This window comes from Pedobacter segetis (genome assembly GCF_016623585.1).
Classification (GTDB): Bacteria; Bacteroidota; Bacteroidia; order Sphingobacteriales; family Sphingobacteriaceae; genus Pseudopedobacter; species Pseudopedobacter segetis.
Map to the genome: position 1 here is coordinate 58,131 of NZ_JAEHFY010000007.1, position 26,478 is coordinate 84,608.

Below are 26,478 nucleotides of genomic sequence, written 5' to 3' on the forward strand. Positions count from 1 at the left end.
ATATTCACTCATTCATCATACTTAAAAAGAAAAAACCTCCTAAAACGTACATTACTCCATCATAAAAATCTCCCACATATCTTGGATTTTTCATTGGCAAATAAATTTCAAAAACAATAATTAAAGCTATGATAATGATTAAAATATTCCATTTAGATAGTTGATGATCAGGTTTTTGCAAAATAAAGCGCATCCACCACAAACATAATTGAGCTATAATTGGAACGGCTAATAGATCTATTAAATAGAATTGGATTGGCCAGTAGAAATAAAGGCCCTGCTTTGTACATATAAAAACAATTAACCAAATAAGGCTAAAAATCATCAACCATCTGTTTAAAAGCGTTTTCATGTTAAGTGCTAAGCATCCCAATAAGCCAAAGTAAAAATGCCATAAAAGCAATCAAAGCCGCCTGTGCAAAAACAAATGCTCTTCTAAATTTTCTCAGGTATTTTTTTGCAAATGCCGTAAACTTGCCATCTGTTGGCTTAACAAAAAAAATGTCGCTCTCTTCTTTTACCTCTTCGCTGAGTTTGTTTTCCAATTGCTTTATAAAAACATCATTTTGCAAAAACTCGTTACAATAGAGGCAGCGATCGTAGGTTTCGCCTCGCCATAAAGTCCATTTTTTGCAATGCGGACATTTTATCTCTCTTTTAACGCTCAATTAAATAAAGTTCTTGTTCGTGATTTTTTTTATACTTTTATTCTCAATAAACATTGGGTTTTAACATCAAATAATGGAAATCAAAAATAATAAAAAGACAATTAGGGCCTGGGCCATGTTTGATTGGGCAAACTCTGCCTATAACCTCGTAATTACCTCTACCATATTCCCTGCTTATTATACCGCAATTACTACTACAAGCAATAATAACGACAAAGTGTTTTTCTTTGGGTTTAAATTTGTGAACACGGCACTTTCTAATTATGCCTTGGCCGTGGCTTATCTGATTATCGCTTTTCTTACGCCTATTTTAACCGCAACGGCAGATTATCGTGGTAACAAGAAAACCTTTATGATGGTTTTTACCTGGATTGGGGCTTTGGCTTGCGCCGGATTATATTTTTTTAGACTAGAAACTTTAGAACTAGGTGTGGTTTTATTTGCAATAGCTGCAATTGGTTATTGTGGGGGGATTGTTTTTAGTAACTCTTATTTACCGGAAATTGCAACCTTAGATCAGCAGGATAAAGTGAGTGCAAAAGGTTTCGCTTACGGCTACATAGGTAGCGTAATTTTACAAATTATCTGTTTCGTTTTTGTGTTGATGCCCGATACTTTTGGCATTACAGATGCTTCTTTCCCTGCCCGATTATCGTTTTTATTGGTTGGGATTTGGTGGATCGGGTTTTCTTATATCCCATTTATGGTGTTGCCAAAAGCAAGCCCTAATTATGATAAGCTCGATAAAAAGAAGGTTGGTAGTGGTTTTGGAGAATTAAAGAAAGTATGGCAACAAGTAAAGTTGATGCCTGTTTTAAAATCGTTCTTATTGGCATATTTTTTCTATGCCATGGGCGTACAAACCATTATGTTGGTTGCCGCAAATTTTGGCGAGAAGATTTTACATTTAGGCACTTCTAAGTTGATCGCCACCATTTTGATCATACAATTGGTAGCGATTATCGGTGCTTATTTAATGTCTAAACTTTCTGAGATTTACGGTAATCTTAAAGTGCTTATTTTTGTGGTAATACTTTGGATCGGCGTTTGTGCTGCTGCTTATTTTATTGCCAATGAATATCAATTCTATATTTTGGCAGCGGTTGTTGGTTTGATCATGGGCGGCATACAATCTCTTTCTAGATCAACATTCTCTAAATATGTACCAGAAGGTACGCCAGATACCGCTTCGTTCTTTAGCTTTTATGATGTAACCGAAAAATTGGCTATCGTTGCGGGTTTGTTCAGTTTCGGCTTTGTTGAGGAACTGACCGGTAATATGAGAAATAGTGCATTAGGTTTAGGTTTGTTCTTTATAATAGGTTTGGTTTTACTTTTTACCACTTTGAAAAAAGAAAACCAAACCAAGCTTTTTTAAATTGATGCTATCAAAATTAAGCAGCGGGCAAAAACAGGTTTTGTTGCATATTTAAAAGCAAAAGAAATTGAAATTTAAGCTGCACCCCTAATAATTGCCAATAAAATCGCAATAACCGCAAGAACTAATAAAACATGAATAATTGCTCCTAAAGAATATACAAAAAAGCCCAATAACCAACCGATAACCAGCACAACTGCAATAATATAAAGTATAGATCCCATAATTTTTAATTTTTGGTTTAACAATATGGCTTTCGCCGATAATATTCCAAACACAAACATTATGCCTTTTTAATTTTTTATACATTAGGCCACTTATCGTCTATCATAAATAATGATGTTTTAATAAGATATTTGATTAATTTAACTTTCTAGATGTTTGAATTTTAGGGCATTTTTGCCTTTAACAAGTTTTAATAAAAATCATTTACAATATGAACTGGTGGATTTACGCATTATTAGCTGCTTTTTTTGCTTCCCTTACCGCTATTTTTGCTAAAATCGGGGTTACCAATGTTAATACAGATTTGGCTACCGCAATAAGAACGGTAATTATTCTGTTGTTGGCTTGGGCGATAGTGATCAGTAGAGGTGAACTGCGAGGAATTGGAGCATTATCTAAACATAACCTGATATTTTTGGTGTTATCTGGTGTTGCTACCGGCCTATCGTGGATATTTTATTTTAAAGCTTTGCAAATGGGAAAAGTATCTATGGTTGCACCAATAGATAAGATGAGTGTGGCACTAACCATTATACTTTCTGTTTTGTTTTTAAATGAGACTTTAACTATAAAAACAGCTATTGGAGCAGTTTTTATTATTATTGGAACCGTAGTTCTCATTCTTTAATCTTTAGCCGATTTCAATAATGTATCATTATAAGATTAATAATTAAGCCAGATGTATAATTGCAAATAATGCCACTGAGGCAATTACTGCCCAAAGTATAACACCTTGTATCAAAGGTTTAATTCCAACCGACTTTAAAACTGCTCTTGATAAGCCCGCACCAATCAGAAACAAGGTAACCGTTAAACCTATTTTCGCTATTTGAACAATAAAAGGAGAGAAACCTTGAACCACGGGAATGAAAGTGTTAGCGATCATTGCTAAAACAAACAGACCTATAAAGTATGGGATTTTGATTTTCTTAGATCTATTTTTAAAAATAAAAGTAGTTGCAAAAGCGATTGGGATTATCCATAAAGCCCTTGTTAATTTTACGGTTGTTGCAATTTGTAAAGCAGTTGCACCGTATTTATTTGCTGCGCCAACAACAGAACTTGTATCGTGTATGGCAATGGCGCACCATAATCCAAACTGGGTTTGAGATAAATTAAAGTAATGGCCAATAATTGGGAATATAAATAATGCGATAGAATTTAAGATAAATACAGTTCCCATGGCTACAGAGATTTGTTTTTCTTTTGCTTGCATCACGGGAGAAAGTGCTGCAATGGCACTACCACCGCAAATAGCGGTTCCGGCAGAGATTAAATAAGATGTTTTCTGCTCTATTTTTAAGAACTTTCCTAATGATAATCCTAAAATTAAGGTTCCAAATATGGAGAAGATAGTAAAGATTACACCTTCTTTCCCTGCTTGTATAGCGCTAAAAATATTCATCCCAAAACCTAAACCCACCACAGAAAATTGAAGTAAAATACTAGTTGCTTTTTGGTTTAGATGAATAAATGGATGGCCGATGGTTTGTGCCGTGATTAAACCTAAAAAAAGTGCCAATGGTGGAGAAACCCAAGGACTTAAACATAAAACCAATAAAACAATAAAAATGATTTCTTTGAAGGTATAATTAAATTTTAAGCCTTTATTTCTCTGTTGATCTACTAAACTTTCCATTATTTATTTTCTTTTGTTGGTACAAATTTCGATAAATAAATAGCTGTTTTTGAATACTAAAAAGTGATATTATATAACTATAAGTTATGGGTTAAAGCGAATTTTTTAAACACAGTAGCCAAAGAATTTATTTGTCCTTGTGGTTCTATAAAGTAAAATGGTCGTTTTATAATGAAGTTTTTTATATCGATTATTTTTAACTCGTTGTTTTTTAGTTCTTTAATAATAGCGTGGATAGAAATAAACGCAATACAAGAACTGTGTGCCAAGTAAGATTTGATACTTTCTATGCTTCCCAATTGCATCTCTATATTCAAATCATCCATTTTAATATGATGTTTATTGAGAGCATGTTCTATTACTTCTAATGTGCCAGAACCAGTTTCCCTTATCAATAATGGATAATTTTTTAAATCTTCGATTTTTAAAGTGTCTTTTTTTAGGGTTTCATCTTTGGCATTAACAGTTAACACCAATTCATCTTTTAAAAATTCTTGATAATTGATTTGGACATTTTTATTATGTCCCTCTACAATTCCCAATTCGATTTCTTTGTGTAGCAAAGCTTTTTCAATTTGTTCTGTATTGCCAGAAATCAGTTGGACTTTAACATCTTTAAATTTGTGGTGAAAATCTGCTAAAATAGGAGGGATGATGTATTGTGAAATGGTAGAACTAGCCCCAATCCTTAAAATGCCGCTATGTTTTTCGGCTAAAATATTCATTTCAAATTCCAGGTTTCTATATAGTTCAAAAATCCTTTCGGTATAACTTAACAAAACATCCCCCGCAGGGGTAAGGTTAATTCTATTTCCATTTCTTTCAAAAAGTTGGAGCTTAAAACCTGCTTCTAACTCTTGAATGTGCTTGGTAACGGCAGGCTGACTTATAAATAGCTCTTTAGCTGCTTTGGTAAAATTTAACCTTTTAGCAACCGTATGGAAAACTTTTAATCTAAAATCGAACATTTAGGAATTTGAAATGAAAGTTAATATTCAAATTTAGTTAATGGTTTCATCAATAGTACCACAAGTATCCATTTTCTCGCCCAAAAATGGATTTTTGACCTCTTTGGTTGAGCTTAACCAATAAGACCCATTTTTATACATTGGGCAAGTTATTTTATAAAACTTTTGTGATGGGTCAATTACTTTTGTAACGATGTAAATATCCTCGCTCAACATTTTAAAATGTTCACGCTGATGCTCAATTTTATCGGCATTTTCTCCAATATGCTCTGCGTTTTCTATCGCATCAGATTTAATTTTATCATAAGCAGATTTTTGTTCTGCATTCAATTTTGATTCGTCTAATGAACCAAAACTCTCTTTTAAAGCCTTTCCGGCATCGGCTGCTTTCGCACCATCATCATTTGCTAAAGCATCGCCAATGGCTAAGTAATTGGCCATAATTGGCGATTTTATTGCTACACTTTTCCCTGTGTTTGCTGATGTATTGCTTTCAGATTTCTTATCTGTTTGGTTACAAGCCGAAATCATGATTGTCGCTAAGGCCATTGTTAAAATTGATTTTTTCATTTTTATAAGTCATTAGTTAATTAGTCATTGGTTCATTAGGCTTTTGATAGTTGATTAAGTATTGGTTCATTAGGCTTTTGATAGTCTATTAGGCATTAAATAGTTCATTAGTCATTGGTTCATTAGGCTTTTGATAGTCTATTAGGCATTAATTAGTTCATTAGTCATTGGTTCATTAGTCTTATTATATGGAAATTAGATTTAGTTCCCATTTAATAAGGTCTTGCTTCTTGCTTCTTGTATCTCATTTAGTTCCCATTAAATAAGGTCTTGAATCTTGATTCTTGAATCTCATTTAGTTCCCGTTAAATAAGGTCTTGAATCTTGATTCTTGAATCTCATTTAGTTCCCGTTAAATAAGGTCTTGATTATTGATTCTTGTATCTCATTTAGTTCCCATTAAATAAGGTCTTGATTCTTGATTCTTGTGTCTCATTTAGTTCCCGTTAAATAAGGTCTTGATTCTTGCCTCTTGATTCTTGTGTCTCATTTCATCATTTTCTTCATCTCCCTTTTCCCCATAAAAAAGAAAACAACACTTGTTGGTATCAAAATGATATTTAAAACAGTACGGTAATCCCACACAAAAACGGTTTGATCTGTGATTGTTCCTGTACCATTTTGGGGAATTAATCCCATTATATCAAAACCGAAATCTATCATTAAAGCAGTTGCCAAAATGCTTACGCTAAGGATAATGAAAAGTGTGATCATGGCTTTATTGCCGTAATATTTTCTGTAAACCAACAACATGGGTAAGGTTACTAGATCCGAAAGGATAAAAGCAAAAACACCTCCGAAAGAAATTCCCCCATGCCATAAAACTGCTGCTAAAACAATATTGCCCACAGAGCAAACAAAGCTTAAAATGGCAACTATAATCCCTAAAACAGAGTTCCATAAGAGGATAACAACCTTCGGCAAATCTTGGTTATCGCTTAAAAAAACCTTGGTCCAGAATTCTTTTGGCACCACAACAGATAAAATTGCGGCAATGGCCACGCCAATTAAGATATCCTTTCCCACCATTTTTACATCCATATAAAAATGATGACTGGCCATTTTCAATTTCTCTTTTAAAGAACTTTTAGAAACGTCTTCTCCGCCGCCATGGTTGTGGCCGCCGGTTTCTTTGTGCTCTTTGATATGTTTATCGGCTTCTTCTTTAATTTTCTTTGGGAAAAAAGTAACGATTAACAACGCTGCAATTAAAATGAAAATGATGCCACCGGCTATCTCACCAAAAACAAAAGCTGTTCCCAATAAAGTGAAAATAACGATGAAAATCTCAAAAACCAGATTGGTACTTGCAATAAGAAAAGCGATGGCGTTTGTCCATGAAGCACCTTTGATGATCAACGTTCGCGACATAGAGGCAGCGGCATAAGAACAGGATGATGAAATGCCACCAAAAAAAGTGGCCAAACCCAAAGATTTGGGATTGTTTTTTCCTAGCTTATCACTAATGGTTTTGGTAGATATAAAAGCCCTAATAATTGCAGAAAGTATAAACCCGAATGATAGACCCCAAAAAATGCTCCATCCCATCTTCCCAAATTCTATTAAAATGTTTTCTACTGTTTTCATAATTTAATTTTTATTTCCATCATATTTGAGTCTTGCTTCTTGATACTTAGCTACATATTCATTCCGCTCATCATGTTGCCGCCTTTTTTTAAAACAAATTCACTTGTTAACAAATAAGCTCCGCTAACCACTACATTATCTCCAATCTTTATTCCGCTTTTTATAATGGTAGAAGCTTCGCTTTCATCTCCAATTTCTACCATCCGTACAGCAAACCTGTGCTTACCGGTTTCAATCCAAACATAATTCCCTTTTTCGTCTCTGATTACCGCATCGTTAGGGACAGATATTATTGCGCTTTTATTGGCCGAAGGGAATTTTACTTGCGCTTGCATCCCGGGCTGAAAGTCTCCTTTCAGGTTTGGGAGGTTTGCCCTAATCGTTAGAATTTGGGAGTTAGCATTTAATTGTGGGTTGATGAAATCGATTTTACTTTGGATGGGTGCATTAGCAAATCCCGAAACTTCAATTTGTATAGATGTTCCGGTCTTTAAGTCTTTAATCTCTGATGGATAAACATCTGCCTCTAACCATAAATTACTCAAATTTTCAATGGTCATTAAACCCATGCCTTCGGTAATATATTGCCCTTCTGTAATCGTCATTTCTGTGATTAAGCCAGTATCTGGCGCATAAACAGTAATATAGGGATCGGTTTTGTTTGCAGTTGATAATTGCTTTATCTGCCAAGTAGAGTAGCCATAAAGTGATAATTTGTTTTTAGCGGCCTCTGTTAGTTTTTTATAAATAGGTTCTGATGGGAAAGCATTTTCTTGTTTTAAGTTTAACAAATAATCTTTTTGTAAACTCAACAGATCTTCGCTATAAATCTGGAATAAAGCTTGCCCTTTCTCAATTTTTTGTCCCGCTTCTTTAAAATATAATCTATCGATGCGGCCGCTAAATTTGCTAGAAATTACTTGTATTTTGTTTGGATTGGTTACTATTCTGGCGTTCAACAATTTACTATGGTTAAAATTGCCGTTACCAACCGAAATGGTTTTCACGTTAGCTAACTCAATTTGTCTATCATTAAGTGTTAAACCATTGTTGTTGCTTTTTTGTTGGGTTATTTTTACCAAATCCATATTACAAATAGGGCAGGAGCCGGGATGATCTTCTACTATTTGTGGGTGCATTGGGCAGGTATATTTTGCTTCAACCAAAGCTTTTTCTGTTTTTTTATCCCCTTTTGAAGAACAAGAAATAAACAATACCCCAAAACAAAAAAGCAATAAGAATAAACTTAAATATTTTAATTTTTTCATCTTAATTTATTTTGATAAAACTTTCCGTATCGATTAAATAACTGGCATTATCTGCAATTTCATCCCCAACTTTTAAACCTTTTATGGTCAATTTTTTTCCATTACTAATCCTAGAAATTTCAACTTCTTTAGCTGTTAAAACATTGTTTTTTTTGATGAAAACAATACTTCTGTTTCCTAATTGATAAACGGCCGAACTAGGCACCCATAATCCTGTTTGGGCCGGTATAACTACTTTGCCTTTTAGTATTTCTCCGATCTTAAAAACATGGTCGCTATTATGGAGGTAAACCCTTAAAACGTTAAAATTCTGCCCTTCATTAAAATAAGGTTGTATCAAATCTATTTTTGCTTTTACTTTTTTATGGTTAGTAGAAATGGTAATACTTTCATCTTTTTTGATGGATGTAGCTTCGTTTGGGTTTGCATAAAACTCTCCCCAAACCTCGTTATCATCAAACACCTTAAAAAGTACGTCGCCAGTTTTAATATAAGCACCTTCTTTTAAGGCAATTGCCGTATTTTCTGTGGGCATATAATTTTGTTTATCTGTATTTGATGCAGCATCCATCACATAACCAGAAGCGTTACTAAAAACTGGAATACGATAATTGACCTTTCTTGTACTAATTATTTGATTGATCTGTGGTTCTTCAATTCCCAATAATCTCAATTTCGTTTTAGCCTGTGCCAATAGATCAACATCGCCTTTGGCTAAAAGAAATAAAAGTTCTTGTTGTGCGGCAGCCAATTCTGGGCTATAAATCTCCATTAGCTTTTGCCCTTTGTTCACTTTCTCAAAATTATACCTCACATACAATTTCTCTATCCTACCACCAACCCTAGCGCTTAGGGTTCTCATATTATTGGTGTTATAAGTTACCTTTCCGTTTAAAAATAAGCTATCGCCAAAACTTTGCTCTATAACTTTATAGGTTTTGATGTTGCTTACAATGTTCTCATTTGTTGGTTGTATCAAATTTGATAACGAAGCATCAACTTGCATTTTAACCTCTTGTTGATGCCGTAAAACCAAATCCATTCCGCATAGAGGGCATTGCCCCGGTTTATCTTCTACAACTTGCGGGTGCATAGAACAAGTATAAGTTTGCTCGATAGCTGTTTTTTTAAGAGATTTTTCACTTTTCTGCTCACAAGCACTTAATCCTAAAACCACCAGAAAGCATAAAACTGTCTTAAAAGCTAATTTTACCTTCCACCCTAAAGCTCTAACTTGCATATTAAATCTCCACATTTCTCTCATATTCTGTTTGTGTTTGGTAATACTCATTTAATAGCATTAAGTAATTCAATTGGCTATCGTTCAGTTCTTTAAATGCTGTTAAAACTGTATTTAGCTCTTCTTTATTTTCTTGATAATTTAATAAAAGCACTTCATAGCTTTTTTGCATAGCTGGTAAAATTTTATCCCTATAAACACTTAGTTCCATTTGCATGTGCATCAGATGTTTTTGCTGTGTGGCAATTAATCCTAATAAATTGTTGGTTGCGTTTTCTTTTTGATATTGCATGGCGGCAACCTCAAACTGATTGGCTTTTAATTTAGATTGATAAGATTTGGATGCCCAAGGCGCAATAGGGATACTCAAACTTCCCATCAAAGAAAATTGGTTTGGCCTGCTGGTATTATACGTTTGCATGTGGTTAAACTGGATGCTAAATTCTGGTTTGGCTTCAGTTGCGATCATTTTATTTTTTAGGTTTAAGCTGTTGATCTGCTCATTTACCATTTTAATGCTGCTTCTGTTGTTGATGGCTTCGGTCAAATCGTTTTGCATCATATAAGCCGTAAAAGATTGTGCAGTATCAATCAAAAAATCAATAGAATTATCTCTATTCATTAAAGTGTTGAGCTTAATTTTCCCAATATCTATTTTGGCTTTCGCCGATGAGATTTTATTTTCTGTCTCATAGATTTTAGCCTGCAAACTATATATTTGGGCTAATCCGGCTTTGTTATAGGTATATCTTATTTCTGCCAGTTTCTTTAAGTTTTGTAAAACTTGAAGGTTTTTTGTAAGATAATCGAGGCTTTTTTGGATCGTAAGCACTTCATAATAATTAGAGCGGGCCAACGCCCTTAAATCGTTAAAATTATCTGCGTTTAGTTGCTTGGTAATATTAGATTGTGCCTTTAAATAAGCCTCGGTGGTTTTAATCTTAGATCTGTTGGGTATTTTTTGCTCTGCCACCAACATTATAGAACCATCTTGTTGGTTTTCAGGTCTCGAAAAATTATTATAAGGGGTCATAAACGTACCAACACCAAGCATCGGAGCCATCCAAGCCGAAGCTCCACCTACCAAAGCATCTTGGCTTTTCATCTGCTCTTGGTAAACTTTAAGTTCAGGATTATTTGTTTTGATGATGCTGATCACGGAGTCTAAACTCAAAATATTTTGCGCAAATATTACCGAACTCATCAGCATCAGCGAAAGCGTAAAAATTATTTTTTTAGTGTACAACATCTAATACCTCCAGTTTTCCAAATTTTTTAAGTTCATATTCTTTTGTCATTAAAAATATCAATGGTGTAACCAATAATATATGTGTTGATGAGGTTAAAACCCCACCGATCATGGGTAAAACAATGGGTAGCATCACATCGCTTCCTACTCCGTTGCTCCATAAAACGGGTATCAAACCAAACAAGGCTACGCAAACCGTCATTATTTTTGGTCTCAACCTTTTTGCGGCACCCATTATCACGTAGTTTTTTAGGTCTTCCTTGGTAATGGTTTCTCTAGAGTTTCCTTTCTCTTTTACCAATTGTTGCATGGCATCGTTTAAGTAGATTACCATTACCACCCCGGTTTCAACCGCTATCCCAAATAGGGCGATAAACCCCACCGCTACTGCAATAGAGAGATTTACCCCATAAAAATAGACCATAAAAGCTCCGCCAATTAGTGCAAATGGGATGGTTACCAAACTCAAAAATGCTTCCCTTAAAGATTTAAAGGCTAGATAAAGCGCAAGAAAAATGATGATGAGTACAATGGGCAAGATCAATAAAAGCGTTTTTTCTCCACGGATCAAATTTTCATATTGCCCGCTCCATTCTATAAAATATCCCTTTGGCAAATTCAGTTCGGCATTTATTTTATCTATGGCTTCTTGTACCGTTGTTCCTAAATCACGATCCCGCACATTAAACATTACCGCCCCCCTCAATAAAGCGTTTTCTGAAGTGATCATTGGTGGGCCATCTGCAAATTTAAAATCAACCACGCTCGATAGCGGAATTATGCCGGCATCTTTAGAGTTTAGCGGAATTCGTTTTAGTTTTTCGATGCTATTCCTGTAATCTTGCCCTATCCTCAAAGAAATTCCAAATCGTTCTCTACCTTCAATGGTTGAGGCAAAGGGAACGCCCCCGATAGCTGCTTCAACTGTGGTATTTACATCATCCACAGATAAACCATATCTCGAAATCTCATCTCTTTTGATGTTCATTTCCAGATATTTACCTCCGGTTACAGGTTCTACGTATAGGTCTTTAACACCGTTTATGGCCGTTAGCTTATCTTTTATCTGATTTTCTACTTTATAGATGTCTTTTAGGTCTTGCCCATAAACTTTAATGCCTACATCTGTCCTTATCCCGGTTGAAAGCATATTTATGCGATTGATGATGGGCTGTGTCCAACCGTTTACCACTCCCGGGATTTGAAGTTTACCATCTAATTCTTCGATGATCTTTTTCTTGGTCATGCCCGCCCGCCACTGATCTTTCGGCTTTAGCTGGATAATGGTTTCGATCATGCTCAAAGGCGAGTTGTCTGTTGCCGTATTTGCCCTGCCCGCTTTCCCTAAAACTTGTTGCACTTCTGGTGTAGATTTGATGATTTTATCCTGTACCTGTAAAATCCTTTTGATCTCAGAGTTAGAAACATCTGGTAAGGTAACCGGCATAAAAAGGATAGATTGCTCATCTAAAGGGGGCATAAACTCCCTGCCCAAACTAAGAAGCAAGGGGATGCTAATTAGCAAAGCCAAAATATTAATGCCAATAGTTGTTTTTCTGTATCTTAAACAAGCCTTAATGGTTGGTTCATAAATCCGTTCTAAAAACCTGTTTATGGGGTTATGATGGTCTGGCTTAAAATTCCCCTTCATAAAAAAGGAGATGAGAACAGGAGCAAGTGTTACCACTAAAAAAGCATCTACAATTAAAATAAATGTTTTGGTATAAGCCAAAGGATGAAAAAGCTTACCTTCTTGTCCGCCCAATAAAAACACCGGTAAAAAGGAAGTAATAATAATTATAGTAGAATAAAAAACTCCTCTTGAAACCTGTTTACAAGCTCTTTCTATGATGTTTAAACGTTCTTTTTCTGTTAATTTTGTACTCATGTTTTTAATTATTTTGTAATCGGCTTTCAGTAATCGGTATTCGGTATTCGGTAATCGGTTTTCGGTGATCAGTAGTCGGTTTTCGGTAATCTGTAATCGGTATTCTGTAATCGGTAATCGGTTTTCGGTGATCAGTCAATCGGGTTGCAATTTTCCATAAAACAAGCAACCGATTACCGAATACAACTAACCCATAACACAAGCAACCGAATACAACTAACCCATCAATCAAGAAAATCCGAATACAGCTAACCCATAAAACAATCAACCGATATTTATTTACAAAAAAGCTCTGCTTTGTTAATCATAGAACCAATCATTTTACCCAAAGTGGCATATTGTTTCAATAAATCGTTTTTTATTTCATCTGATAAATACAAACAATCGTGGGCTGTTTCAATCCAATGTTGTGTTTCTTGTTGTTCTGCATCTCCATCAGTAAGTTTGCTGATAAAATGTTTTTCATATTTCCTTTTTGCCCAAGCTTCTGCTATTTGAGCTCCAACCGACCTTGATGACCTTCTGATTTGATCTGTTAGAGAGTACATTTCTTCTTTCGGAAATCTCTTAGTCAATTCAAAAATCTCTTTAGATAATTTTCTCGAAAGCTTGTAGCTCTCTAAATCACTAAATCTTTTTACGTAATCCATTTTTTAATTATTAATTTTTATTAATCGGTATTTTGTTTTTAGTTTTCTGATAATCAGTAATCGGTTTTCGGTGTTCTGTATTCGGTGATCGGTTTTCGGTAATCGGTTTTCGGTATTCGGTGATCGGTTTTCGGTGATCTGTATTCGGTATTCGGTGATTAGTCAATCCGGTTGCAATTTCCATAAAACAAGCAACCGATTACCGAATACAACTAACCCATAACACAAGCAACCGAATACAGCTAACCCAAAACACAAGCAACCGAATACAACTAACCCATAAAACAAGCAACCGAATACAACTAACCACCATCTAATTCCTCTTGCCTAATGGAAAGCTGTTTATAAGCGTTTTCACTCATGATAATTCCGTTATCTACAATTACCCCAATGGCTAAAGCAATTCCTGTTAAAGACATAATATTAGAACTGATACCGAAAGCATTTAACAAGATAAAACTTGCTGCAATGGTAATCGGGATTTGGATAATGATGCTGATGGCACTTCGCCAATGCAGTAGAAAAAGGAATACGATGATAGAAACTACAATCATCTCTTCGATCAGTGTATGTTTAATGCTGTTTATAGATTCTTTTATCAGTTTTCCACGATCATATACAATGTTGAATTTCATACCAGCGGGCAAACCTTTAGCTACTTCATCCATTTTTAGTTTAACACGATTGATTACCTCATCGGCATTTTCTCCCGTTCGCATCACTACAATCCCTCCAACCGCTTCTCCGTTTCCGTTCAGATCAAAAATACCCAACCTAGCTTTACCGGCCATTTGTACTTGGGCAACGTCCTTAATTTTTATTGGGATAGAATTATTTGTTTTAATGGCGATATTCTCAATTTCTTGGATAGATTTTAGATAACCCGAAGTTTTGATGATATAACCCATATCGCTCATCTCAAATTTTCTTCCTCCAGCTTCGTTGTTATTGCTGTTTACCGCGTCCATTATCTCTTTAATCCCCACTTTATAATAGTTGAGTTTATTAGGGTCAATAGTGATTTGATATTGTTTCTCAAACCCACCGAAAGAAGCAATCTCGCTTACACCATCTACATTCTGAAGCGCAAATTTCACATACCAATCTTGGGTTGCCCTTTGCTCGCCCAAATCCATTCCATCGGTTTGCAAAGTGTACCACAAAACATGGCCAACTCCGGTACCATCTGGGCCAAGTGTTGGGGTTACGCCAGTTGGTAAGCTTGCATTAACGGTACTCAGTTTTTCTAAGACCCGTGATCTTGCCCAGTAGTTATCTACACCATCCTTAAAAATGATATAAATAAAACTCATCCCAAACATAGAATTTGCCCTCACATATTTAACGTTAGGGATGCCTTGTAAGCCTGTTACCAATGGGTAAGTAATCTGGTCTTCAATAATTTGGGGGCTTCTGCCTTGCCATTGGGTAAATACAATAACCTGGTTTTCAGAAAGGTCTGGTATGGCATCAATCTTATTGGTTTGTACGGCATAAATACCGAAACCAAATAGTACAACCGCTAAAAGCAAAACCATAATTCTATTGCGTAACGAAACCGCAATTAGTTTTTCAATCATGATAAAAAAATAAACAATAAAGGATTTATCGGCGAAAGCCGATAATTAATTAGGGAAGAGAAATTGAATTAAATTCTAATTACGAAAATTTTGAAGAAGAAGGTAAAGCCCTTCCTTAAGGATTGGAAAGATAGAAACTTCTTTATGGTTTTCTTTTTCGGTTTCTTCTGAAGAGAAAGAGAATAATGAAGTAAAGTAGCTTTTGATAAAAACAAAGGTTTGTAAGAAACCAGTTTTCTCTTTTAATTTACTATCTATATTCTTATTATCAGCTTTGGCCACAACTTTATGGTTCTGGCAGCAAGGGTCTTTTTTAGTGATGCTATTAGGACAATCTTTTTTTGTATTTTCTTTTGCAGACATCATGCAATTTTCATGGCTATCTTGCAAACTTACGTTTGCCAATTTACCGGCACAATAATGTAAATTAACCGTTAAACCCGATGATGTGATGAACACCATAGCAGATAGTAAAACAATTAAACTGTGCTTTAAAAATTTCATTATTTCAAAGATATTTTTTTTTATTGAATAAATTAACGATTAACCATTTTTTTACAATTATCCCATTATATTTATTTTTCTAATAACTCGTTATATTAAAATCGTCTTTACTTAAATGTTATGAAACCTATAATTTAATTTTAAATTTGGCATCAATACCTTAAAAAGGCATTTTCCATTTATAAATAACGATTAATGAACAATTACACGATAAAAAGCTTAATTTTTTTAGCTGTTTTAGGTTTAAGCGCCTGTAACCAAGGTAAAAGTAAATCTTCAGAACAAACTGATTCTACAACAACCCCTATTAAAAACGCCATCGAAATTAAATTTAGTGGAGATACCTCTACCACAGGGATGGTTAAAATACCCGGCGGTACCTTTATGATGGGTGGCGATAACAACCAGGCCGATAAAGATGAATATCCTAAGCATAAAGTTATGGTTGATGGTTTTTATATGGATAGCCATGAAGTTACGAATGCCCAATTTAAGGCGTTTGTAGATGCTACTGGCTATATTACCACCGCAGAAAAAAAACCAGATTGGGAAGAATTGAAAAAGCAATTGCCTCCCGGAACTGCAAAGCCCGATGACAGCCAGTTAGTGGCGGCTTCCCTGGTTTTTACCCCACCAAATCATCCGGTAGATCTAAACGATTATTCGCAATGGTGGAGTTGGGTGCCGGGCGCAAACTGGAAACATCCCGATGGCCCAAACTCTGATATTAAAGGGAAAGACAATTATCCAGTAACACAGGTTAGTTGGGATGATGCCACAGCTTATTGCAAGTGGGCCGGTAAAAGATTACCCACAGAAGCCGAATGGGAATACGCCGCAAGGGGAGGGAAAGTTGATAAAATCTATCCTTGGGGAGATGAAGGTATTTCTGTTGGTAAACCCAAGGCAAATTCATGGGATGGAGCGTTTCCGAACGCCAATTCTGGAAGAGATGGTTTTAAGGGTTTGGCACCAGTAAAATCTTTTGCGCCAAACGGTTACGGTTTGTATGATATGGCGGGTAATGTTTGGGAATGGTGTAACGATTGGTATAGAAACGACTATTACCAAACGGTAAACAAGCCAGAAGGCGTTAAAAACCCTCAAGGCCCGGCAGATAGTTATGATCCCGATGAGCCTTATACACCAAAGAAAGTAGCAAGGGGCGGTTCTTATATGTGCAACGATAGTTATTGCTCTGGTTATAGAGTGGCAAGAAGAATGAAAAGTTCTTATGATTCTGGTTTGAGCAATTTGGGTTTTAGGTGCGTTAAATAAGATTTTGGTAGGCTAAATTGAGTTTGTGGCATCCAAAAACTTCAATTAATACTGCGCCAGTTGGCAGATATATCTTTTATGCCACTTGCTTTACGAATAAGGGCCAAAAAGCCTGCCCGAAAACAGGCTGGGATGTCGCTACGATCGTTAACACAAAAGGTATTTATTGATTAAAAAAATTTTATTTAATATTTAGGCCTGAGATTTATAATTTAGGCTTAAATATTAAATATTGAAAAAGCCCATACTAGTTATAAAATTTGGTTCTGCCTCTATTACAAACTCCAATCAAGAATTAGATGAGGAAGTAATCGCAAGCGTAGCCAAACAAGTTTCTTCACTCAATAAAATTTATAATATCGTTTTGGTATCCTCTGGTGCGGTAGCGGCAGGTAAAAAGAACCTAAAAAAGTACAAAGGAACTTTAAGCGAAAAAAAAGCAGCAGCAGCAATCGGAAACCCACTTTTGCTTCAAAAATATTCACAATATTTTGCTCCTTTTGATATTTGCATTGCCCAAAGTTTATGTGAGAGGCATCACTTTTCTAACAGGAACCAGTTTTTGCAATTAAAAAAAACCTACGAAGAACTCTGGAAAAGTAATATTATCCCCATCGCCAATGAAAATGACGTTGTAAGTAATTTAGAAATAAAATTCTCTGATAATGATGAATTGGCAACCTTAATTGCAGTTGGTTTTGGTGCAGAAATGATTTTGTACTGTACCTCTGTGCCGGGCGTTTTTGATGCCAGTGGAAATGTGATTAAGGAGATAAAATTGATAGATAAAGAAGCTTTATTATTAGCGAAAAAAGAGAAATCTAGCGTTGGTTTAGGTGGGATGACTTCTAAATTGACCTTTGCTAGGTTAGCAACCCAAATGGGTATTAAGGCTGCCATTTTTGGGATAAAAACTGAAAATGCTATTCTAAATGCTGTTATTGGAAAAACCGGAACTTTTTGTGCAGCTCAAAAAAGCGATATATCGGCCAGGAATAAATGGTTGGCAAGTGGTAGTTTAATTAAAGGTAAATTACAGGTAGATGAAGGGGCGGTTAAGGCATTACAAAACCGGCATAGTTTATTAGCGGTTGGAGTAACAAAAATTATCAGAAATTTTGATGCTGGTGAAGTAATAGAGATTTTAGACGCTAAAAAAATAGTGATTGCCGTAGCAAAAAGTAAAATAGATTCGGCAGTTTTAAAACACGTGGAAAGCAAACAGAATCTAGAAATCGCTCACGCAGATGACATTGTATTAATTTAAAAAATGGAAAACATTACGCAGATATTGATTGATGCTTCTGATGCAACATCGCAGATTAGAGTATTATCAGCAGTAAAAAAAGAACAACTCTTAAAAAAACTAGCTTCTAAATTAGAAGATAATCTCTCTCTAATCATTAAAGAAAATAAAAAAGACCTGGGTAGGATGGAGGATGGAGATCCTAAAAAAGACCGTTTACTTTTAAATGAGGAACGTATTTTAGGGTTAGCTGCAAGCGTTAGGGAAGTTGCTGTTTTAGAAGACCCTACCAATCAAATCATTTTAGAGAAAACTTTGGCAAACGGGCTTTTTATACAAAAAAAATCTGTTGCCCTGGGTGTTGTTGGCGTTATTTATGAGGCTAGGCCAAACGTAACGGTAGATGTTGCCGCTTTGTGCATTAGATCTGGGAATGTTTGTGTTTTAAGGGGTGGTTCTGATGCTGATGATACCAATAAAATTTTAATAAGCATCATTCAAGATGTTTTATCAGATTTTGGATTAAATAAAAATATTGTACAGCTTTTGCCCATTGATAGAAAGTTTGTAGAAGAGTTGCTTACCGCAGATAAATATGTGGATATCCTGATCCCACGTGGGTCGCAATCTTTGATAGATTTTGTGCGTAAAAATGCAAAAGTGCCAGTAATTGAAACCGGTGCAGGTGTTTGCCATACCTATGTAGAGGCTTCCGCCGATTTAGAAAATGCGGCGAAAATAGTTAGAAATGCTAAGGTTACCCGTCCTTCGGTCTGTAATGCTTTGGATACTGTTTTATTGGATAAATCTATTGCTGTAGATTTTATCCCAAAAATGGCCAAGCTTTTAAGAGCAGACGAAGTTGAGATTTTTGCGGATGAACAATCGTACCAATTATTAAAAAACATAGATTATCCCTTGCTTAATAAAGCTGAGGAAGAAGATTTCGGACGTGAGTTTTTATCGTTGAAATGTTCGGTAAGATTAGTAAATGATATTGATGAAGCCCTATCTCACATCAAAAAATTCTCTTCTAAGCACTCTGAAGCCATTATAAGTGAAAACCCAGAAAAAATCGAAAGATTTTTAAATGAAGTGGACGCTGCCGCAGTTTACGCCAATGCTTCTACCCGCTTTACCGATGGAGGCGTTTTTGGCTTAGGTGCAGAAATTGGCATCTCTACCCAAAAATTGCATGCCCGTGGGCCTTTTGCACTAGAAAAACTAGTGACCGAAAAATGGGTAGTTAAGGGAAACGGACAAGTTAGGTAGGTTTTAGTTCATTAGGCATTGGTTCATTAGTACTTGCAATGTTGTTTTGGTTCATTAGGCATTGGTTCATTAGTACTTGCAATGTTGTTTTGGTTCATTAGGCATTGGTTCATTAGTATTTGAAATGTTTGTTTTGGTTCATTAGGCATTGGTTCATTAGTATTTGCAATGTTTGTTTTAGTTCATTAGGCATTGGTTCATTAGTACTTGCAATGCTTGTCTAGTTTGAGGATAAAATATCTTGCATCTTATTTCTAATATCTTGTTTCTTGTCTCTTGTTTCTTGTCTCTTGTCTCTTGTCTCTTGTTTCTAATGTCTTGCATCTAATCAAAAAAGCTATCTATAATAATCGTTAAACCCTTTTTCAAAGTTTGAAACACTTCCAAATAATGTACTAAATATCTTTTCTTGCGGATAACCTTTCTTGTACATTTGCGCCATCTTAGAAATTAGGGAGCGGTCTGTTTTATTGAGGAAATAGATGATAGCGTATGAAGTGGTGTACAAATAATCTAGTTTCTTTTTATCTTGCCAACCGCTTCTGTTGTTTAAAAACTGTAATAGATTAAGTGGTTCCTCTTTTTGATATTGATATTTCATGCGCTCTAATCTATCAAACTGTGCAACTATTTGTACATCAAAGTTCTTTAATTGTAAGGTTTCTAAAAACTCTGCCAAACCTTCTGTAAACCATCTGGGATAATACTTAGAATTGTTTTTTAACAAGGCATGGCTAATTTCATGCAAAACAGTATGCAGGTTTTCTATCCCCTCAAAATAGATGTAAGATTGGTCTGTTACTGGGCTGTAAAAACCAGATTCGGTTAAACCTTTCATCCCTCTTTCTTCTAACAATGATTTAAAATCCCTCTTTTTGTTGTAAAGGTTCAAAGTGATCTTTAAACTATCGTTAATCAAGTTATCATAAAGGCCATTAAAAATTCTGGCTTCGTAAGAGGCCAATCGCTCAATTTTGGCCCTGTCTTCTGGCTTTAGCTCAAAACCAATGGTGTTAAAAGTTATTTTTTGGGCAAACCCGTAAGATGATAAAAAACATAAGATAGCAACAGAATATATTTTCCTCATCATCAATCAACAAAATGCTTTTCTATTCTTTTATCTGGTAAAAACCAGATTACCGCTACGGCAATATATAATAAAGATGCTATTAGGGGAACAAAAAATGAAATTGAGATACCCACGATGTAAAATATTGGGGATAAATATTCTTTATATTTATTTTGCAAGGATTTGCCTAAAACAGAATCTTTGGTATTTATCTGCAAAAGAAAGTATTCTAAGATGAAATAGGCAATTGCCGCCATTAGTAATATCAAACCATAAACTGCCAAAGTAAGGGGCTCGAAATTATTTTCCCCCATCCAAGCTGTGGCAAATGGGAACAACGATAACCAAAACAACAGGTGAAGATTGGCCCACAATACCTTACCATTGATTTTTTTTACGGCCTGAAAAGTATGATGGTGATTATTCCAATAAATCCCTACATAAATAAAACTTAAAACATAGCTGCCAAAAACGGGTATCAAAGGCAATAAGCCTTTTAACCCATATCCCTTCGGAACTTTTAACTCTAGCACCATTATGGTGATGATAATGGCCAACACACCATCGCTGAAAGCTTCTAACCTACCTTTATTCATTAGTTATTATTAGTTTTAAACTAGCCCTAAGCTTATATTTTTATCTAAATATCACAAAATTTTTACTTTAAATCTTTATTTTTTAAGACAATAAATCTCACTAATATTACTTTTATAAAAGTACCTATAAAAAATTATGATACATTATATCCTTTATCAGGGCATCGAGTCTGCTATCTTTAAAAAGCAAGAAAGAGGGATCGAAGTTCTTTTGGCCAAAGCAAGAGAAAAAAACAAAAAGTTGGGGATCACCGGTATGTTGTTGTTCATAGAAGGAACATTTATCCAATATATTGAAGGTAACGAAAAAGATGTTAAAGATTTATACCAATCTATAGTTAAAGATAAACGTTTGGCCACTATTAAGATCATAAGTGAGGGGAAATCAGAAAAACGTATTTTTGATAATTGGGATATGGCTTATGATAACTTTGGTTTAACAACCATTAATAAAATAGAAAAGATACACTACCCAGATGTTCAATCTTATTTAAAATCTTCATCTGCGATCAATTTGATAAAGTTAATGGTACAAAGAAAAATTATCTTTGAAGATTTAGACAGCTGATCTTTAACCCCTAGATAGACTTTTTGATCCCCTCGCTTATACTGTGCAGCGTGTTGCTGTCTAATGGGGTTCCTTCTGTTTGCACCAGCTCGCCATTTTTAGAAAATTTTACGGCAATTTTTTGGGTTTTATCGGGTAAGATGATGTCAAAATCATCAGAATTTTCTTGCTGGCTAACATTTGCAATCTGGCTTTTCACATCGCCCATTTTATGTATAGAAATATCGAAAGTTTTTTTCATGGCTTTATATTTCTTTAAATGCTACAATTTTAATACCGTTTAAACCGTATTAAAGTTATTCCTCAATTTTTTCTGTCTTAAATTTATGCGCATTTTCTGATGGTAAGATCGGGTTTTTTGATTCTTGGCAAATCGCATTTACAAGGCAAGCACCGTAATAAAATATAAAAGACGAATAAAAAATAAACAGCATTACCAATAATATTGCACCAGAAGTACCATAAATTTGATTGATGTTAGAATTTAACAAAAAATAGCGCATTATTAGTTTACCAAAGGTAAGTAAGGCCCCCGTAAATGCGGCACTTATCGTTACCGATTTCCATTTTGGTTTTCCATTGCCAATAAACCTGTAAGCGATACACAGCCAAGCTGCGGTAACTACAAAAAAAATAGCTTCGTTAATTAAATTGTTTAAAAAAGTAATCTCCCCAGAGAACTGTTTTTGCAAGAATAGCCTAATGCCCTCAATTATAAAGGCAATTATCAATAAAAGCCCACCAGAAGATATGATAGCCAAAGATTTTAACCTTTGCTTTAAATTAAACGCAAAACCTAGATCTTTATTTATCCTGATGCACCAAAGCTGGTTGATGGAGTTTCTGATAACAACAAAAAGCGTGGTTGATACAAAAATCAAGAATAACAACATGATGGCCGTGAAAAACCAATTTTCGCCAATTTTTAAGAGATTGATCAATATATGTTTGATCTCTATGGCACTATTCTCTCCAATTATTTGAGTTAATTTTTGGATAATGTTTCTCCCAAATTGTTTCCTGTTTAAAAAAACGCCAAACATTTGTAAGATAACCACCAAAATAGCAGGTATTGCAAAAGTGCCGAAAAAAGCCGTTGAAGAGGCGATCCTTAACGGATCATTTTGTTCTAAATTTTTAAAAGCTGCCTTTAAAATCTTCCAACTTTTGCTTAGTAAATCTTTTTTGATCATTAAAAATTATAATATATTGAATTTTAATCTATCCAGATGATGTTTGATTAAGTTCGATTCTTAAAAATACAGCTATTTGATCGATATTTATATATTAACCAACAATAGCACCAAATATTGATGAGCCCATTAACCTATCTTGAAAGTTATGAGCAATATTGCCTCTAAAAAACTCCATTACTTTAGATACATAAGTTTCTTTTTAACGAAACTTATGTATATTTGTTCAGAAATAATATTTGACAGAATGGAGAAACTTTTTGAGATTATTATTTTAGAGGAAGTACTGGAATTTTTAAAGGGCTTACATAAAAAGCATTCTGAGAAAATCTTATATAATATCAGAAAATCTCAAGTTGAACCAGACTCTGAACTCTTCAAAAAATTAAACAATGAAATTTGGTAATTCCGAACTTTGTATCAAGGACTTCAAAATAGACTGCTAGCTTTTTGGGATAAAACGTCAGAAAATCAAACATTTGTTGTATCTACACATGGATTTGTGAAAAAGCGAAGTAAAGTTCCAGACAATGAGATTCAAAAAGCCATGCAGACTAGGGAAAAATCTTTAATAGAAAAAGGACTAAAAAATAAAAAGAAATGAAAACATACACATTAGACGAAGTGCAGGACAGAATTATCGGGAAAATCGGAACTCCTGACCGTGATTTCTTTGAATATGAACTTCAAATGGGTTTAATTGGTAAGGCTATCAAACAGACAAGACAGGAACGGAATTTGACACAGGAAGAGCTTGGAAAGCTAATAGGGGTTCAGAAAGCGCAAATCTCCAGAATCGAAAATAACGCAAGCAACGTGACAATGGATACCCTAATGAGGGTTTTTTCTGCATTGAAAGCAAAGGTAAAATTGCATGTTGAACTTGCAAATCTGAATATAAATGTGGGCAAATAATACGGTTTATAATTACAAATTTGTATTGTAATGGCTTATCAGCATTACGTTATTCATCTCAATTAACTAAATTTATAGGGTCAGACGGGTTTGTGCAAGCAATGCCATTTCTGCACAAATTCGCCTATCATTACAAATATCAATGGTTAAAACTTTTAGCAAGCTGTTTAAAATTTGGTTCTATTGCTTGCCTATGAAGCTTTTATAGATGCTTTTTGCCAAAAGCGGGAAATTATTATCGAAATGATGGTCTCCGGGGATAAGGATTATTCTTTGGTGGTCTGCTTCAAATTTTCTTCTAACGGCTTCATCTTCGCTTTCCCCAAAACAAATTACAGATTTAATGGCGTTAATTTTTTTAAATTCTGCTAAAACATCATAATGATCTTCTGTATTATCTAGGTTAAGCATATCAGATATATGAATCTCAAAGTCTGCCTTAATATCTGGCGATAGGGAGAACAAACCAGATACATTGTTTTTCACTTCCTTTGGCAAACGATCGGCGATAAAAGGAATCACAGAAGCACCAAAAGAATACCCCGCAAGGATAAAGTTTTTTTGCTTTAAAGCATATTGCTCTTGTACGATTACTTTTAAAATGTCTAAAGTGGTTTTATCTGGTGTTTTTGCGTTCCAAAAATATTTTTGGGCATCAAGCCCTATGATATTGAAACCTAATTTTGATAGGCTTTCTGCATAAGATTGGTCAAAACTGGTCCAGCCGCCATCGCCAGAAAGCATGATGATGAAGGGGAGCTTAGTTTTCTTTTCAGAATAAATATGGGTTAATGGTAAATCGTCTATGTTTGGGGCATGATTGCCTGGCGAGAAGAAAATCTTTTTTGCGTTGTTTTTTTGGCTAAAACTAGGTTGCGATAGTATTTTATGATATGCACTATCAAATGCAGGCAACCAATGGTTTGCTAAAGAAAAACCATGGCCAACATTTTCTAACAGAACAAGCTGGGCATTCTTAATGCCACGCATAAATTTGATGGTGTTTTTATAAGGGCATTCTTGGTCTTTCTTTCCGTTTAGGGCGATAAAATACTCGTTAAAAGCCTTAATTTTATCCATATTATAAGATTTGTTTTTTACCAACACCGTTTGGGTTAAACCATTCCCTTTGCACAAGGGTTTTTTTATGATCAGATCCGGACTAAAACCGATAGCTATCGCACCTTTAAAGGTATTGGCCGGTGCTTGGGCTAAAATCCCATAGGCTAAAGTTGCGCCATAAGAATAACCTATTAAAACCGGTTTTTGGTAGCTATTAAAATGAAATTTCTTTTGGATCATTAAACTCAGGTTTTCTAGATCTGCTGCTGGGTAATAACAATCGGCCTTGCTTTTTTCTAGGGCATTCATGTAAAACTTGGCATCTATCCCTAAAACCAATGCGTTTTGGTGGCAGATGTTTTTTGCCATGTTAATTACCCCATGTTCCCAACCACCATCGCCAGAAATAAATAACGCTACCGAAGAAGGTGCTTTAGCAGGTATGTAAATTGTTATTTTTCCAAATCTGCCATAATAAATAGAGTCTATTTTTTGCGCTGTAACGTTTTGCTTTACGCAGATAAATAAACCAAATAACAAGATGTTTTTTAATTTCAAAATTTATAAACTTAATTTTTGGTGTTTTTAACCTTTGCTAGAAAAATTGATGTTAAAGAAATGTTTGGTATTGTTGTATTGATAGGTTAGCTTGAAATGGTGTACTTCTGCAATTTTATTTGAAATGGCTAAGCCAAGGCCGTTTCCTTTCTGGTCTTTTTCTATGGTTTTAGAAAATCTAGAGAACAACTTCTCTTCAGAAAAATTTAAAGCTGCACCTTCGTTAATAAAAATTAAGTCGTCATCATTTAATTGGATATTGATTATGGTACCTTTAGATGAATGTTGGATGGCGTTGATCAATAAATTTTGGATCAATTGGGTAAACAAACTTAAATTACCTTTTATAAAAACCTGCTTGGGCCTGTTAAATAAGATCTGCTGATATTTAGCATCGGCGAAGAAGCTCAAATGCTCAATTACCGCTTTTATTTGCTCTCTAACATCAATTTCTTCATCAAAATGGAACTGTTGGTTTTCTAATTTGGTAAGCAATAGCAAGTTTTTGTTCAAATCGCCCAATTTTTGCAGCACATAACTAATTTGTTCTACAATTAAACTTTGGTTTTTTGTTAGGTCTTTATCTTGTAAAAACAAATCGAGCTTGCTTTTGATGATAGCTACCGGCGTTTGAAGCTCATGGGCGGCATTTTCTGTAAATTCTTTTTGCAAATGATAGGTTTTCTCTGTTCTTGTGATCAAACTATTAACTTCCATGTTCAGATCATTAAACTCATCAATGCCTAATATTTCTTGATGTAAGGGTGTTTTCTTATCTAGATCGTAATTTTTTAAAAAGCTTAAGATTTTATTGAAAGGTTTCCATACCCTTTTACTAATGCTTCTGTTAACCAGTTGAAATCCGACTAATAAAAAGATCAATAATGTGATCTGCACCATTAATATGCTTTGTATCAGATCATCGTTTTCTAAAAGTGACACCTTAAAAGACACGTTATAGTATTTCCCAAAAACATTGGTTTTGGTTTCTAAAATCCGGTAACGTTCATCCTCCTTAGTTTCTGGGTTATAAAATTCTTTGGTAAAAGGGCCTTTCACAAAATTCTTAGGGTCATAGGTGGTAATTTCCACGTCATGGTCAACGTTTTTCCAAAGATCTAGATCAGCCTCGCTTTTTAACTGGCTAATGTATTGAGGGATCAGGTTGGTTTCTTTTTTTAAAGCCTCATCTGTTGATTGTAAAAACAGAGAGTTTACCACAAAATAAAAACAGGGGATGCTTAATAAAATGATAATGGCAGAAAGCCAAAAATATTGCCTGGAGCTGTAAGTAAGTAATTTCAAAT

At 34.8% G+C, this 26,478-nt stretch carries 29 protein-coding genes; 9 read left to right on the forward strand and 20 right to left on the reverse strand.

Annotated elements, in window-relative coordinates; all coding sequences use genetic code 11:
- Positions 1 to 4: 4 nt before the first annotated feature.
- Both I5M32_RS06045 and I5M32_RS06050 read right to left on the reverse strand, forming a co-directional pair.
- Positions 5 to 352: a hypothetical protein gene (locus I5M32_RS06045; protein WP_200585298.1), complete on the reverse strand. Its 348-nt coding sequence runs from the start codon at positions 350 to 352 to the stop codon at positions 5 to 7.
- Between the two features lies 1 nt (position 353).
- A complete protein-coding gene (locus I5M32_RS06050; RefSeq protein ID WP_200585299.1) occupies positions 354 to 668 on the reverse strand; it encodes a hypothetical protein in 315 nt (104 codons plus the stop codon).
- 73 nt (positions 669 to 741) lie between these two features.
- On the opposite strand from I5M32_RS06050, the gene I5M32_RS06055 reads away from it, so the two are divergent.
- Positions 742 to 2,046, forward strand: a complete 1,305-nt coding sequence (locus I5M32_RS06055) for an MFS transporter (protein WP_200585300.1) — start codon at positions 742 to 744, stop codon at positions 2,044 to 2,046.
- Between the two features lie 74 nt (positions 2,047 to 2,120).
- Here the strand turns inward: I5M32_RS06055 and I5M32_RS06060 are convergent, their stop codons facing one another.
- Positions 2,121 to 2,270, reverse strand: a complete 150-nt coding sequence (locus I5M32_RS06060) for a lmo0937 family membrane protein (RefSeq protein WP_200585301.1) — start codon at positions 2,268 to 2,270, stop codon at positions 2,121 to 2,123.
- A gap of 212 nt (positions 2,271 to 2,482) precedes the next feature.
- Here I5M32_RS06060 and I5M32_RS06065 point away from each other — a divergent pair, with 212 nt between their 5' ends.
- Positions 2,483 to 2,899 carry an EamA family transporter gene (locus I5M32_RS06065; RefSeq protein ID WP_200585302.1) on the forward strand — a complete coding sequence of 139 codons (417 nt, stop codon included), beginning with the start codon at positions 2,483 to 2,485 and terminating at the stop codon, positions 2,897 to 2,899.
- Between the two features lie 42 nt (positions 2,900 to 2,941).
- Here I5M32_RS06065 and I5M32_RS06070 read toward each other — a convergent pair whose 3' ends face one another.
- The 11 genes from I5M32_RS06070 to I5M32_RS06120 form a co-directional block, all read right to left on the reverse strand.
- Positions 2,942 to 3,910 (reverse strand): YeiH family protein, encoded by a 969-nt coding sequence (locus I5M32_RS06070; RefSeq protein ID WP_200585303.1) that lies wholly within the window; start codon positions 3,908 to 3,910, stop codon positions 2,942 to 2,944.
- Positions 3,911 to 3,987: 77 nt separating this feature from the next.
- A complete protein-coding gene (locus I5M32_RS06075; protein ID WP_200585304.1) occupies positions 3,988 to 4,878 on the reverse strand; it encodes a LysR family transcriptional regulator in 891 nt (296 codons plus the stop codon).
- Positions 4,879 to 4,911: 33 nt separating this feature from the next.
- Positions 4,912 to 5,448 (reverse strand): DUF3347 domain-containing protein, encoded by a 537-nt coding sequence (locus I5M32_RS06080; protein WP_200585305.1) that lies wholly within the window; start codon positions 5,446 to 5,448, stop codon positions 4,912 to 4,914.
- A 486-nt stretch (positions 5,449 to 5,934) separates the two neighbouring features.
- Positions 5,935 to 7,035, reverse strand: a complete 1,101-nt coding sequence (locus I5M32_RS06085) for a permease (protein WP_200585306.1) — start codon at positions 7,033 to 7,035, stop codon at positions 5,935 to 5,937.
- Between the two features lie 50 nt (positions 7,036 to 7,085).
- Positions 7,086 to 8,303 (reverse strand): efflux RND transporter periplasmic adaptor subunit, encoded by a 1,218-nt coding sequence (locus I5M32_RS06090; RefSeq protein WP_200585307.1) that lies wholly within the window; start codon positions 8,301 to 8,303, stop codon positions 7,086 to 7,088.
- Between the two features lies 1 nt (position 8,304).
- Positions 8,305 to 9,594 carry an HlyD family efflux transporter periplasmic adaptor subunit gene (locus tag I5M32_RS06095; RefSeq protein WP_200585308.1) on the reverse strand — a complete coding sequence of 430 codons (1,290 nt, stop codon included), beginning with the start codon at positions 9,592 to 9,594 and terminating at the stop codon, positions 8,305 to 8,307.
- Positions 9,545 to 10,792 (reverse strand): TolC family protein, encoded by a 1,248-nt coding sequence (locus I5M32_RS06100; protein ID WP_200585309.1) that lies wholly within the window; start codon positions 10,790 to 10,792, stop codon positions 9,545 to 9,547. The genes I5M32_RS06095 and I5M32_RS06100 overlap by 50 nt, the downstream gene beginning before the upstream one ends.
- Complete coding sequence (locus I5M32_RS06105) at positions 10,779 to 12,680, reverse strand: efflux RND transporter permease subunit (protein WP_200585310.1); 1,902 nt, start codon at positions 12,678 to 12,680, stop codon at positions 10,779 to 10,781. The genes I5M32_RS06100 and I5M32_RS06105 overlap by 14 nt, the downstream gene beginning before the upstream one ends.
- Before the next feature lie 275 nt (positions 12,681 to 12,955).
- Positions 12,956 to 13,330 (reverse strand): four helix bundle protein, encoded by a 375-nt coding sequence (locus I5M32_RS06110; protein WP_200585311.1) that lies wholly within the window; start codon positions 13,328 to 13,330, stop codon positions 12,956 to 12,958.
- A gap of 302 nt (positions 13,331 to 13,632) precedes the next feature.
- Complete coding sequence (locus I5M32_RS06115) at positions 13,633 to 14,910, reverse strand: efflux RND transporter permease subunit (RefSeq protein ID WP_200585312.1); 1,278 nt, start codon at positions 14,908 to 14,910, stop codon at positions 13,633 to 13,635.
- A 75-nt stretch (positions 14,911 to 14,985) separates the two neighbouring features.
- The gene (locus I5M32_RS06120; protein ID WP_200585313.1) at positions 14,986 to 15,414 is read right to left on the reverse strand and encodes an HYC_CC_PP family protein; all 429 of its coding nucleotides are present in this window, start codon (positions 15,412 to 15,414) and stop codon (positions 14,986 to 14,988) included.
- Positions 15,415 to 15,609: 195 nt separating this feature from the next.
- Here I5M32_RS06120 and I5M32_RS06125 point away from each other — a divergent pair, with 195 nt between their 5' ends.
- The 3 genes from I5M32_RS06125 to I5M32_RS06135 all read left to right on the forward strand — a co-directional run bounded on the left by I5M32_RS06125 (position 15,610) and on the right by I5M32_RS06135 (position 19,210).
- A complete protein-coding gene (locus I5M32_RS06125; RefSeq protein ID WP_200585314.1) occupies positions 15,610 to 16,692 on the forward strand; it encodes a formylglycine-generating enzyme family protein in 1,083 nt (360 codons plus the stop codon).
- 232 nt (positions 16,693 to 16,924) lie between these two features.
- Positions 16,925 to 17,959 carry a glutamate 5-kinase gene (proB, locus tag I5M32_RS06130; protein ID WP_200585315.1) on the forward strand — a complete coding sequence of 345 codons (1,035 nt, stop codon included), beginning with the start codon at positions 16,925 to 16,927 and terminating at the stop codon, positions 17,957 to 17,959.
- A 3-nt stretch (positions 17,960 to 17,962) separates the two neighbouring features.
- Complete coding sequence (locus tag I5M32_RS06135; RefSeq protein WP_200585316.1) at positions 17,963 to 19,210, forward strand: glutamate-5-semialdehyde dehydrogenase; 1,248 nt, start codon at positions 17,963 to 17,965, stop codon at positions 19,208 to 19,210.
- A gap of 337 nt (positions 19,211 to 19,547) precedes the next feature.
- Here the strand turns inward: I5M32_RS06135 and I5M32_RS06140 are convergent, their stop codons facing one another.
- On the reverse strand, positions 19,548 to 20,300 hold the full coding sequence (locus tag I5M32_RS06140) for a DUF1570 domain-containing protein (protein WP_200585317.1): 753 nt from the start codon (positions 20,298 to 20,300) through the stop codon (positions 19,548 to 19,550).
- Entirely contained in the window at positions 20,300 to 20,875 is a 576-nt protein-coding gene (locus I5M32_RS06145) for a TMEM175 family protein (protein ID WP_200585318.1), read from the reverse strand. The genes I5M32_RS06140 and I5M32_RS06145 overlap by 1 nt, the downstream gene beginning before the upstream one ends.
- Positions 20,876 to 21,011: 136 nt before the next feature.
- On the opposite strand from I5M32_RS06145, the gene I5M32_RS06150 reads away from it, so the two are divergent.
- A complete protein-coding gene (locus tag I5M32_RS06150; protein ID WP_200585319.1) occupies positions 21,012 to 21,443 on the forward strand; it encodes a BLUF domain-containing protein in 432 nt (143 codons plus the stop codon).
- Between the two features lie 10 nt (positions 21,444 to 21,453).
- Here the strand turns inward: I5M32_RS06150 and I5M32_RS06155 are convergent, their stop codons facing one another.
- Together I5M32_RS06155 and I5M32_RS06160 are read right to left on the reverse strand one after the other, a co-directional pair.
- Positions 21,454 to 21,684, reverse strand: a complete 231-nt coding sequence (locus I5M32_RS06155; protein ID WP_200585320.1) for a hypothetical protein — start codon at positions 21,682 to 21,684, stop codon at positions 21,454 to 21,456.
- Between the two features lie 55 nt (positions 21,685 to 21,739).
- The gene (locus I5M32_RS06160) at positions 21,740 to 22,636 is read right to left on the reverse strand and encodes a YihY/virulence factor BrkB family protein (RefSeq protein WP_200585321.1); all 897 of its coding nucleotides are present in this window, start codon (positions 22,634 to 22,636) and stop codon (positions 21,740 to 21,742) included.
- Positions 22,637 to 22,784: 148 nt separating this feature from the next.
- On the opposite strand from I5M32_RS06160, the gene I5M32_RS16690 reads away from it, so the two are divergent.
- From I5M32_RS16690 to I5M32_RS06170, 3 genes are read left to right on the forward strand one after another with little or no spacing between them, the layout of a single operon-like run.
- On the forward strand, positions 22,785 to 23,042 hold the full coding sequence (locus I5M32_RS16690; protein WP_234461876.1) for a hypothetical protein: 258 nt from the start codon (positions 22,785 to 22,787) through the stop codon (positions 23,040 to 23,042).
- A gap of 9 nt (positions 23,043 to 23,051) precedes the next feature.
- Entirely contained in the window at positions 23,052 to 23,240 is a 189-nt protein-coding gene (locus I5M32_RS16695) for a type II toxin-antitoxin system RelE/ParE family toxin (protein ID WP_234461877.1), read from the forward strand.
- Positions 23,237 to 23,551: a helix-turn-helix domain-containing protein gene (locus I5M32_RS06170; protein WP_200585322.1), complete on the forward strand. Its 315-nt coding sequence runs from the start codon at positions 23,237 to 23,239 to the stop codon at positions 23,549 to 23,551. Before I5M32_RS16695 ends, I5M32_RS06170 begins: the two co-directional genes overlap by 4 nt.
- 180 nt (positions 23,552 to 23,731) lie before the next feature.
- Here the strand turns inward: I5M32_RS06170 and I5M32_RS06175 are convergent, their stop codons facing one another.
- Together I5M32_RS06175 and I5M32_RS06180 are read right to left on the reverse strand one after the other, a co-directional pair.
- Positions 23,732 to 25,171 carry an AcvB/VirJ family lysyl-phosphatidylglycerol hydrolase gene (locus tag I5M32_RS06175; RefSeq protein WP_200585323.1) on the reverse strand — a complete coding sequence of 480 codons (1,440 nt, stop codon included), beginning with the start codon at positions 25,169 to 25,171 and terminating at the stop codon, positions 23,732 to 23,734.
- A 27-nt stretch (positions 25,172 to 25,198) separates the two neighbouring features.
- Entirely contained in the window at positions 25,199 to 26,476 is a 1,278-nt protein-coding gene (locus tag I5M32_RS06180) for a sensor histidine kinase (RefSeq protein WP_200585324.1), read from the reverse strand.
- Positions 26,477 to 26,478 lie beyond the last annotated feature (2 nt).

Excerpts from the sequence above, each read along its gene's own strand:
- I5M32_RS06045 (WP_200585298.1), bottom strand. The coding sequence starts at position 352 with ATGAAAACGCTTTTAAACAGATGGTTGATGATTTTTAGCCTTATTTGG.
- I5M32_RS06055 (WP_200585300.1), top strand. The coding sequence starts at position 742 with ATGGAAATCAAAAATAATAAAAAGACAATTAGGGCCTGGGCCATGTTT.
- I5M32_RS06060 (WP_200585301.1), bottom strand. The coding sequence starts at position 2,270 with ATGGGATCTATACTTTATATTATTGCAGTTGTGCTGGTTATCGGTTGG.
- I5M32_RS06065 (WP_200585302.1), top strand. The coding sequence starts at position 2,483 with ATGAACTGGTGGATTTACGCATTATTAGCTGCTTTTTTTGCTTCCCTT.
- I5M32_RS06070 (WP_200585303.1), bottom strand. The coding sequence starts at position 3,910 with ATGGAAAGTTTAGTAGATCAACAGAGAAATAAAGGCTTAAAATTTAAT.
- I5M32_RS06075 (WP_200585304.1), bottom strand. The coding sequence starts at position 4,878 with ATGTTCGATTTTAGATTAAAAGTTTTCCATACGGTTGCTAAAAGGTTA.
- I5M32_RS06080 (WP_200585305.1), bottom strand. The coding sequence starts at position 5,448 with ATGAAAAAATCAATTTTAACAATGGCCTTAGCGACAATCATGATTTCG.
- I5M32_RS06085 (WP_200585306.1), bottom strand. The coding sequence starts at position 7,035 with ATGAAAACAGTAGAAAACATTTTAATAGAATTTGGGAAGATGGGATGG.
- I5M32_RS06090 (WP_200585307.1), bottom strand. The coding sequence starts at position 8,303 with ATGAAAAAATTAAAATATTTAAGTTTATTCTTATTGCTTTTTTGTTTT.
- I5M32_RS06095 (WP_200585308.1), bottom strand. The coding sequence starts at position 9,594 with ATGAGTATTACCAAACACAAACAGAATATGAGAGAAATGTGGAGATTT.
- I5M32_RS06100 (WP_200585309.1), bottom strand. The coding sequence starts at position 10,792 with ATGTTGTACACTAAAAAAATAATTTTTACGCTTTCGCTGATGCTGATG.
- I5M32_RS06105 (WP_200585310.1), bottom strand. The coding sequence starts at position 12,680 with ATGAGTACAAAATTAACAGAAAAAGAACGTTTAAACATCATAGAAAGA.
- I5M32_RS06110 (WP_200585311.1), bottom strand. The coding sequence starts at position 13,330 with ATGGATTACGTAAAAAGATTTAGTGATTTAGAGAGCTACAAGCTTTCG.
- I5M32_RS06115 (WP_200585312.1), bottom strand. The coding sequence starts at position 14,910 with ATGATTGAAAAACTAATTGCGGTTTCGTTACGCAATAGAATTATGGTT.
- I5M32_RS06120 (WP_200585313.1), bottom strand. The coding sequence starts at position 15,414 with ATGAAATTTTTAAAGCACAGTTTAATTGTTTTACTATCTGCTATGGTG.
- I5M32_RS06125 (WP_200585314.1), top strand. The coding sequence starts at position 15,610 with ATGAACAATTACACGATAAAAAGCTTAATTTTTTTAGCTGTTTTAGGT.
- I5M32_RS06135 (WP_200585316.1), top strand. The coding sequence starts at position 17,963 with ATGGAAAACATTACGCAGATATTGATTGATGCTTCTGATGCAACATCG.
- I5M32_RS06140 (WP_200585317.1), bottom strand. The coding sequence starts at position 20,300 with ATGATGAGGAAAATATATTCTGTTGCTATCTTATGTTTTTTATCATCT.
- I5M32_RS06145 (WP_200585318.1), bottom strand. The coding sequence starts at position 20,875 with ATGAATAAAGGTAGGTTAGAAGCTTTCAGCGATGGTGTGTTGGCCATT.
- I5M32_RS06150 (WP_200585319.1), top strand. The coding sequence starts at position 21,012 with ATGATACATTATATCCTTTATCAGGGCATCGAGTCTGCTATCTTTAAA.
- I5M32_RS06155 (WP_200585320.1), bottom strand. The coding sequence starts at position 21,684 with ATGAAAAAAACTTTCGATATTTCTATACATAAAATGGGCGATGTGAAA.
- I5M32_RS06160 (WP_200585321.1), bottom strand. The coding sequence starts at position 22,636 with ATGATCAAAAAAGATTTACTAAGCAAAAGTTGGAAGATTTTAAAGGCA.
- I5M32_RS16690 (WP_234461876.1), top strand. The coding sequence starts at position 22,785 with ATGAGCAATATTGCCTCTAAAAAACTCCATTACTTTAGATACATAAGT.
- I5M32_RS06170 (WP_200585322.1), top strand. The coding sequence starts at position 23,237 with ATGAAAACATACACATTAGACGAAGTGCAGGACAGAATTATCGGGAAA.